The 7,359-nt window shown below is 34.6% G+C and carries 4 protein-coding genes and 1 pseudogene; 1 reads left to right on the top strand and 4 read right to left on the bottom strand.

What is annotated here, in order from left to right; all coding sequences use genetic code 11:
* Window positions 1-160: 160 nt before the first annotated feature.
* From mnmG to ABWO41_RS13415, 4 genes and pseudogenes are all read right to left on the bottom strand, one after another.
* Window positions 161-2,023, bottom strand: a complete 1,863-nt coding sequence (gene mnmG / locus ABWO41_RS13430) for a tRNA uridine-5-carboxymethylaminomethyl(34) synthesis enzyme MnmG (protein ID WP_353138904.1) — start codon at window positions 2,021-2,023, stop codon at window positions 161-163.
* A 71-nt stretch (window positions 2,024-2,094) separates the two neighbouring features.
* Window positions 2,095-3,966: an ABC-F family ATP-binding cassette domain-containing protein gene (locus tag ABWO41_RS13425; protein ID WP_353138901.1), complete on the bottom strand. Its 1,872-nt coding sequence runs from the start codon at window positions 3,964-3,966 to the stop codon at window positions 2,095-2,097.
* Window positions 3,963-4,229: a Rossmann-fold NAD(P)-binding domain-containing protein gene (locus tag ABWO41_RS13420; protein ID WP_353138898.1), complete on the bottom strand. Its 267-nt coding sequence runs from the start codon at window positions 4,227-4,229 to the stop codon at window positions 3,963-3,965. Before ABWO41_RS13420 ends, ABWO41_RS13425 begins: the two co-directional genes overlap by 4 nt.
* 33 nt (window positions 4,230-4,262) lie before the next feature.
* A pseudogene (locus ABWO41_RS13415) lies at window positions 4,263-4,571 on the bottom strand (NAD(P)H-binding protein); the annotation flags it as partial.
* Window positions 4,572-4,834: 263 nt separating this feature from the next.
* Here ABWO41_RS13415 and ABWO41_RS13410 point away from each other — a divergent pair.
* On the top strand, window positions 4,835-7,198 hold the full coding sequence (locus tag ABWO41_RS13410; protein WP_353138895.1) for a TonB-dependent receptor: 2,364 nt from the start codon (window positions 4,835-4,837) through the stop codon (window positions 7,196-7,198).
* Window positions 7,199-7,359 lie beyond the last annotated feature (161 nt).

The following is a 7,359-nucleotide window of genomic DNA, read 5'->3' as shown; positions in this document are numbered from 1 at the left end:
TTTTTTTTCTGTTTGTTGTTTAATATCATTTTTAAGCGATTTAAGCTATTTTAATTTTTTTATGATAGTTATGTCAAAAAAACTAAAATAATCGTTTTAATGCGATTTATTTATTTTATTTTTTTATTTTTATAAAATGTTGATTATCAGTATTTTATGATTATTTACTCATATGTACCATTAATATGGTTATATCTGATGGTTTTACTCCGGAAATTCTTGAAGCTTGACCTAAAGTCCTGGGTTTTATTCTCATCAATTTTTCTCTGGATTCTTTTGATAAAGAAGTTAATGTATTATAGTCAAATTCTGGATTAATCTCTTTATCTTCCATCTTCTTCATCTTTTCGACTATTTCTAATTCTTTTTCAAAATAGCTCTCATATTTTATTTTGATTTCAGCTTGTTCTATTGTTTCTGCATCAAAGTCTTTTAAATATTCATCAAAGCTGGGAGACATTTCTCTCAGATTACTAACTTCTATTTGAGGTCTGGTTAGCAGATTATATAATTTAGTGCCATGGGTTATTGTTGTAGTACCAAATTTCTCAAGAAAGGGATTAGCATCTGTAGTAGACAATTTTATCTCTTTTGCTTTATGTATTATAGCGTCAGCATTTGCAATTTTATCTTTTACTTTTTGTATTCTTTCTTCAGAAACCAAACCAAGTTCATAACCGATAGGAGATAGTCTTTCGTCTGCATTATCTTGTCTAAGTAACAACCTATGCTCTGCTCTGGAAGTGAACATTCTATAAGGTTCTTCGGTGCCTTTGGTAACAAGGTCATCAATAAGTACACCTATATAAGATTCACTTCTTTTTAATATTAACTCATGTCTATCGTATACTTTTTGATGCGCATTTACTCCTGCAACAAAGCCTTGTGCTGCTGCCTCTTCGTAACCTGTAGTACCATTTATCTGTCCTGCAAAAAACAGATTCTTTATTAAAAGCGTCTCTAAAGTCAAATCCAATTGTTGAGGTGGGAAATAATCATACTCTATGGCATAACCTGGCCTATACAGTTTAGCGTTTTCAAACCCGGGAATTAATCTTATAGCTTTATATTGCACATCTTCTGGTAGAGAAGTAGAAAAACCATTTACGTATATTTCTACTGTTTTTTCTCCCTCCGGTTCCACAAATATTTGGTGTCTTTCTCTCTCCGCAAATCTGTTTATTTTATCTTCGATAGAAGGACAATATCTTGGACCCAAACCTTTAATTCTTCCCGTAAACATTGGTGATTTTTCAAATCCCTCTTTTAAAGTTTCATGAACTTTGTCATTTGTATACGTAATCCAACAGCATCTCTGTTGTAAGGTGGTATTAGTGTCTGTGTAAGAAAACTTACTAGGGTTAGGATCTCCCCATTGTTCTTCCATTAAAGAATAATTTAGGGATCTACCGTCCACACGTGGGGGAGTACCTGTCTTCATTCTTCCTGCTTCAAATCCTAGCTCTACCAAATGTTCAGTAATTCCGGTGGCCGCTTTCTCACCAGTTCTTCCGCCACCCATTGTTTTTTCCCCTATATGAATTACACCATTTAGAAAAGTCCCATTCGTTAGTACTACTGCTTTTGATTCTATTTGAACACCCAGAGACGTTTGGACACCACAGATTCTATTATCCTTTACAATAAGTCTGTTTACCATATCTTGCCATATATCCAGATTTGGAGTCTGTTCAAGCATTAGCCTCCATTCTTCAGCAAAACGCATTCTGTCATTCTGGGTTCTCGGCGACCACATAGCGGGTCCTTTTGATCTATTAAGCATTCTAAATTGAATAGTAGATATATCTGCTATTATTCCAGATTTTCCACCCATAGCATCAATTTCTCTTAAAATTTGGCCTTTTGCTACACCACCCATAGCTGGATTGCAACTCATTTGTGCAATTGTACCCATATTCATGGTTATCAATAAGGTTTTTGATCCTAAATTTGCTGCTGCTGTAGCCGCCTCACAACCAGCATGGCCGCCTCCAACTACTATTACGTCGTATTTATTAAACATTTTTATTAGATGTTCCACGTGGAACATATTAGTTAATTAATAAAAAAGATGTTAATGTTTCACGTGGAACATTAGGAAAGTTCCGATAACTCTAACCATCTATTACTCTTTTCTTCAAGAGATTTGTTGTTTTTATCTAGTTCTTTTATAAGATTATTAATTTTATCTGCCTCTGTTTGATTATTTAAATCTTCTTCTATTCTTTTTATTTTATTTTCTAATTCGGAAATTTCTTTATCTAGATTTTCCAATTCCAGTTTCTCTTTATAGGATAATTTACTTTTATTTTGCTTTTCTATAATAGGAGTGGTATAGTTCTGTTTTTCTTTTTTCTTTTGTTCTTCTTTTTCCAGAACTCTTAATTCTTCTTGTTCTATTCTATAAGAACTGTAATTTCCATTAAATATTTTAATATTTCCTTCTCCCTCTAATATGAAAAGCTGATCTGTTAATTTATCTACAAGATATCTATCGTGTGAAACTAATATTAATACACCAGAGAACTTTTCTAAAAATTCTTCTAAAACATTTAGTGTGTCTATATCTAAATCATTGGTTGGCTCGTCAAGAATAAGAAAATTTGGATTCTTTATTAAAACCTTCATTAAGTGAAGTCTCTTTTTTTCTCCGCCACTTAATAAACTAACAAATCCGTGTTGTTTTTTTGGAGGAAAAAGGAATAAAGTCAATAATTGAGATGCAGTTATAAGGCTTCCGTCTGAAAGAGTAATATATTCAGCTATGTTTTTTACTACATCAATTACTCTCTCTGATTCATTAAAGCTTAAACCAGATTGATTGTAATATCCGAAAACTTTTGTCTCTCCTTTTATAACCATAACCTTGTCGGGAATTAATTCTCCTGTAATTATATTTAAAAAGGTAGATTTTCCTGTTCCATTCTTGCCTGTAAGACCTATTTTGTCCCCTTTTTTAAAAGTGTATGAGAAATCTTTTATAATTTCCTTATCTCCAAATACTTTTGATATATGTTCTATTTCGAGTATTTTATTTCCCTGCCTGGCAATTTTTATATCTAAAGTGATAGCTTCTTTTTTTGTTTGACCTTTTGTCTTTTCCTCCAGTTCGTAAAATGCATCTTTTCTGGCCTTAGACTTAGTTCCCCTTGCTTGTGGCATTCTCCGCATCCACTCCAGCTCTTTCTTTAATAAATTTCGGTTCTTTGCCAGAACAGCATTATCCACAGCTTCTTTTTCTGCTTTCTTTTCTAAATAATAAGCGTATTTACCTTTATAGCTAAACACATTTCCGTTTTCTAACTCTATGATTTCATTACAAATATTATCTAAGAAGTACCTGTCATGAGTAACCATTAATACAGTTTTACCTCCAGTGGTGAGAAAATTTTCAAGCCATTCTATAGTATCTATATCCAAATGGTTAGTTGGCTCGTCCAGGATGTATACATCCGGTTCATCAATCAACAACTTGGCTAAACTTAATCTTTTCTTCTGTCCACCAGATAGAGTAGAAATGCTTTGTTTTAAATCTGTTATTCCAAGCCTTCCTAATATAGTTTTAATATTATGCTCGTATTCCCATGCATTTAGATTACTAATTTCCTCAGTAAGTTTATTTACCAAATCAATATCCGGATTCTCCTGAGCTAGTAATTCTTCATACTCTTTTATAATTTGTTGTTGCCTGTTATTTAGGCTAAAAATGAAATCACTTATAGAATTACCAGCGTCAAACTGCGGATCTTGCTCCATGTAACCGAATCTAGTGTCTTTAGCTTTTACTATCTTCCCTTCTGAAGGTTTGAAATGTTCTGCTAATAACTTCAGTAATGTAGATTTCCCCGCTCCGTTTATTCCAACTAAAGCAACTCTCTGCCCCTGCAGTATTCCAAATGTTAAGTTTCTGAACAACCAATGGTCATTATAGGCATGTCCCAGTTGCTCTGCTGATATAATACTCACGCTAGTTCCTTTATTTTATCTGATGTAAATGTGTAAACGCCTTTTTTATTTATTAATGAAACATTATACATTGCTTTTGCTATATCTAATGCATTTATACTTCTGTATTTATTTAATGAGCCGGCTAATAGTATATCTAACAGTTTAAAAAAGAAAGTAAACACAGTTTCTCCAAATCTGAATTCTTTACGTTTCCCTTTTATTAAAGAGGGTTGATAGATATTTATAGAAGGTATTTTTTTTTCTTTTATGCTATCTTCCAATTCGCCCTTAAGTCTATTATAAAAGATCGAAGAATCCGAATTTGCTCCTATAGCAGAAACTAAATGAAATTGTTTTAATCCTTTTTTAGATGCTATTTCTGCAAATGTATCTGGGATAACTTTATCTACAAAAACGTAATCTTCCTTTTTAGGAGTCTTTTTTTTCGTACTTCCTAAACAAGAAAATAATATGTCACCTTCTATATCTTTTTCTAAATACTTAAAATCTTTAAAATCTGTTATGATTTGTTTCAGTTTTGGATGTTGGATTTCTAGCTGTCTTCTTACAAAAACAGTTACGGAATGGTATTGCTTACTTTCCAGTAATATATTTAAAAGCAGGTTACCAACCAGTCAACTTAAACCTAAAACAATTGCATGAGAATCCACTTACCCTGAATTTATACTACAAAAGTAAGCATTTGGTTTTTTGTAATAAAAATTAGAGCTTCAAACAGTTAGAATATTATTTTTAAATGATTAATAGAAAATCTATTTAATTTCTATATTTGATCATCAAATTATAAGCCATCAATCGTATTTCTTAAAAGAACTGAAAATGGTTTAAATTTATTATATGTTTACGGTTACGTACCCTATAAGTTATGAAAAAAAAATATATAATTTTATTTCTACTGGTCTGCCTATCCGGATATTGCCAGTCGCAGGTTTTAGCAACATTCGAAGGGAAGGTGTTAAACAAGAAAGAAGGGATCTCCGGAGCTTCAATCTCTTTTGTCAATACCTCATATTACACGACTACAGGAACTGAAGGATATTTTAAAATAAGCCCTGTTAATCCCGGGAGATATTTTGTGCATATCAAAGTTGGCGGTTTCCCTGATTTTTTAGAGGAAATATCATTGACCGCAGGGAATAATTATAAGGAATTTAAAATAGAAGAGCTATCGCACCAGTTAAAAGAGGTAATAGTTACTGCCGAGAAAAGGGAAACAAATATACAGCAGACTCCATCCAGTATCAGCGCCTTAGAATCCAAAGCAATCAGCGATGCTAAGATATGGGATATAAAGGATCTGACAGCAATAGTGCCGAATCTGTACGCTGCGCATCCTGGTGACTTGAGAAATGTGGTTAGCATAAGAGGGATAACCACATCTTCGTACGAACCTGCAGTGGCGACTTATATAGACGGGGTCAATCAGTTTAGCTTGGACAGTTATATCTCGCAGTTAAACGATATAGAAAGAATAGAAGTATTAAGAGGTCCTCAAGGCACATTGTATGGAAGAAATGCCACCGGAGGGGTAATTAATATTGTTACCCGTCAACCAGACAACCTTGTTAAAGGCTTTGTTGAACTAGATTATGGAAACTTTGGCTTCCAGCGTTATGCGGCAGGAATAAGAACACCGATAATTGCAGACAAATTATATTTCGGAGCAGCGGGAATGTTTACTCGTAAAGACGGTTTCTTCTTTAACGAATTTACGAACTCTTCCTACGATGACATGAAGCTTCATCAGGGAAACTATTTTTTGAAGTATCAGCCAAATAAACGGTTATCATTGCTTCTTAACGTAAAGCACCAGCAGCAGCTGAATAATGGTGCCTTTCCCTTGGTTTTAGGAATGGAAGAAGCCTTTGAAAAGCCTTTCAGATTAGCACAGAACAGGAGCTCGAGGATGCGGGACCAGACTCTTAACGTTTCTTTAGCTGCTAAATACCAGCATGAAAACTATGTGCTAAATTCCCAAACCTCTTACCAGGAAAACTATCGTTTTTACGAAGATCCGATAGATGCAGACTTCTCCGGTTATGATATCATGGCCGTTGTAAATGATTTTGGGAAAAACTGGAACAGGAATAAAGTCCTCATGCAGGAGTTCCGTCTTTCGTCTCCTCTGCATTCCATTTCCAGATTGAAATGGAATACCGGTATTTATGGCTTTTTACAGGATAGCCCGGTTAAACAAGGTACCTATTATGGTAGCGATGCCGGGATGTACGGTTCCCCGATGACCAATTTTACAGATATCAATATAAACAGCCTTAATGGCTATGGTTTTGCGGGGTTCGGTCAGATAGATTACCAACTATCCCCGTCACTATCCTTAATAGCAGGATTAAGGTACGATTATGAGCATAAGAAGCAACAGATAGAAGGCTTGGTTATTCCGGACGGAGGCGAAGCGCTGGTAACGAGAACAGACACTTCCGCCTCTTCAAGCTATGGAAACTTCAGTCCAAAAATAGCGTTGAGCTATCACTTGTCCGGCAACCACGATATTTACGGAGTATACAGCAGAGGTTTTAGAGCAGGAGGTATAAGTCAGTACGCTTCAAATTCCCCTCAGGCCGCACCTCTTGTTCCATACGATTCGGAACATAGCAATAACTTCGAAATAGGGACTAAGAATACATTTGCAGGGAAGAGGATAAGAGTTAATGCAGCTTTATTTTATACGCAGGTAAGGAACGGGCAAATACCTGTCCTCGTGATGCCCGAAGCACAAACATTAATTCGCAATGCGGCAAAAATGGAAAGCAAAGGGGTAGAATTAGAATTGTTGGCCCTTCCTGTAAAAGATTTGGAACTTGCTTATAATTTTGGGTATACAGATGCTTATTACAAAGACCTAACCCTGGCAGACGATGAAGTAAATAAGGATTTAAGCGGTAATAATCAGGTTTTTACACCCGGAATAACCTCAAATCTATCCTTACAATACAGCTATAGATTGCCGCGAGCTGCCTCTTGCCAATTGTTTGCAAGATTAGAATATAGAAACATAGGAAAACAATATTTTAATTTATCCAATACAATTTACCAGAACACTTATGAAATCCTGAATTCCCGTTTAGGTGTCCGTTACAAAAAAGTAGAATTATCAGTATGGGCTGCCAATATTACTGATAAAAAGTATATCAGCTACGCCTATGATTTTGGAGCAGTACATTTAGGAGAGCCCAGAACATACGGTCTAACAGTTAGAACTAATTTTTAATGTTTAATCGGTAACGTAACCCTATTTAGGACTAAATATAAATCGAAATATACAGTTTATGAAAGATATTGAAATTGTAGCAGTAGACTCTAATTTCCAACGAGAAGAACTAAGTCATTATTTTGGTTTCAAGGGAGGATATCTAACCGAATTATGGCAAA

Origin of the sequence: Pseudopedobacter sp. (assembly GCF_040392825.1) — a bacterium.
GTDB lineage: Bacteria > Bacteroidota > Bacteroidia > Sphingobacteriales > Sphingobacteriaceae > Pseudopedobacter.
Note: the sequence above shows the minus strand (reverse complement) of the source record. Positions and strands in the feature narration are given on the sequence as shown.

Bases quoted from the DNA above. Each gene is read 5' to 3' on its own strand.
- mnmG (WP_353138904.1), bottom strand. From the start codon at position 2,023: ATGTTTAATAAATACGACGTAATAGTAGTTGGAGGCGGCCATGCTGGT.
- ABWO41_RS13410 (WP_353138895.1), top strand. From the start codon at position 4,835: ATGAAAAAAAAATATATAATTTTATTTCTACTGGTCTGCCTATCCGGA.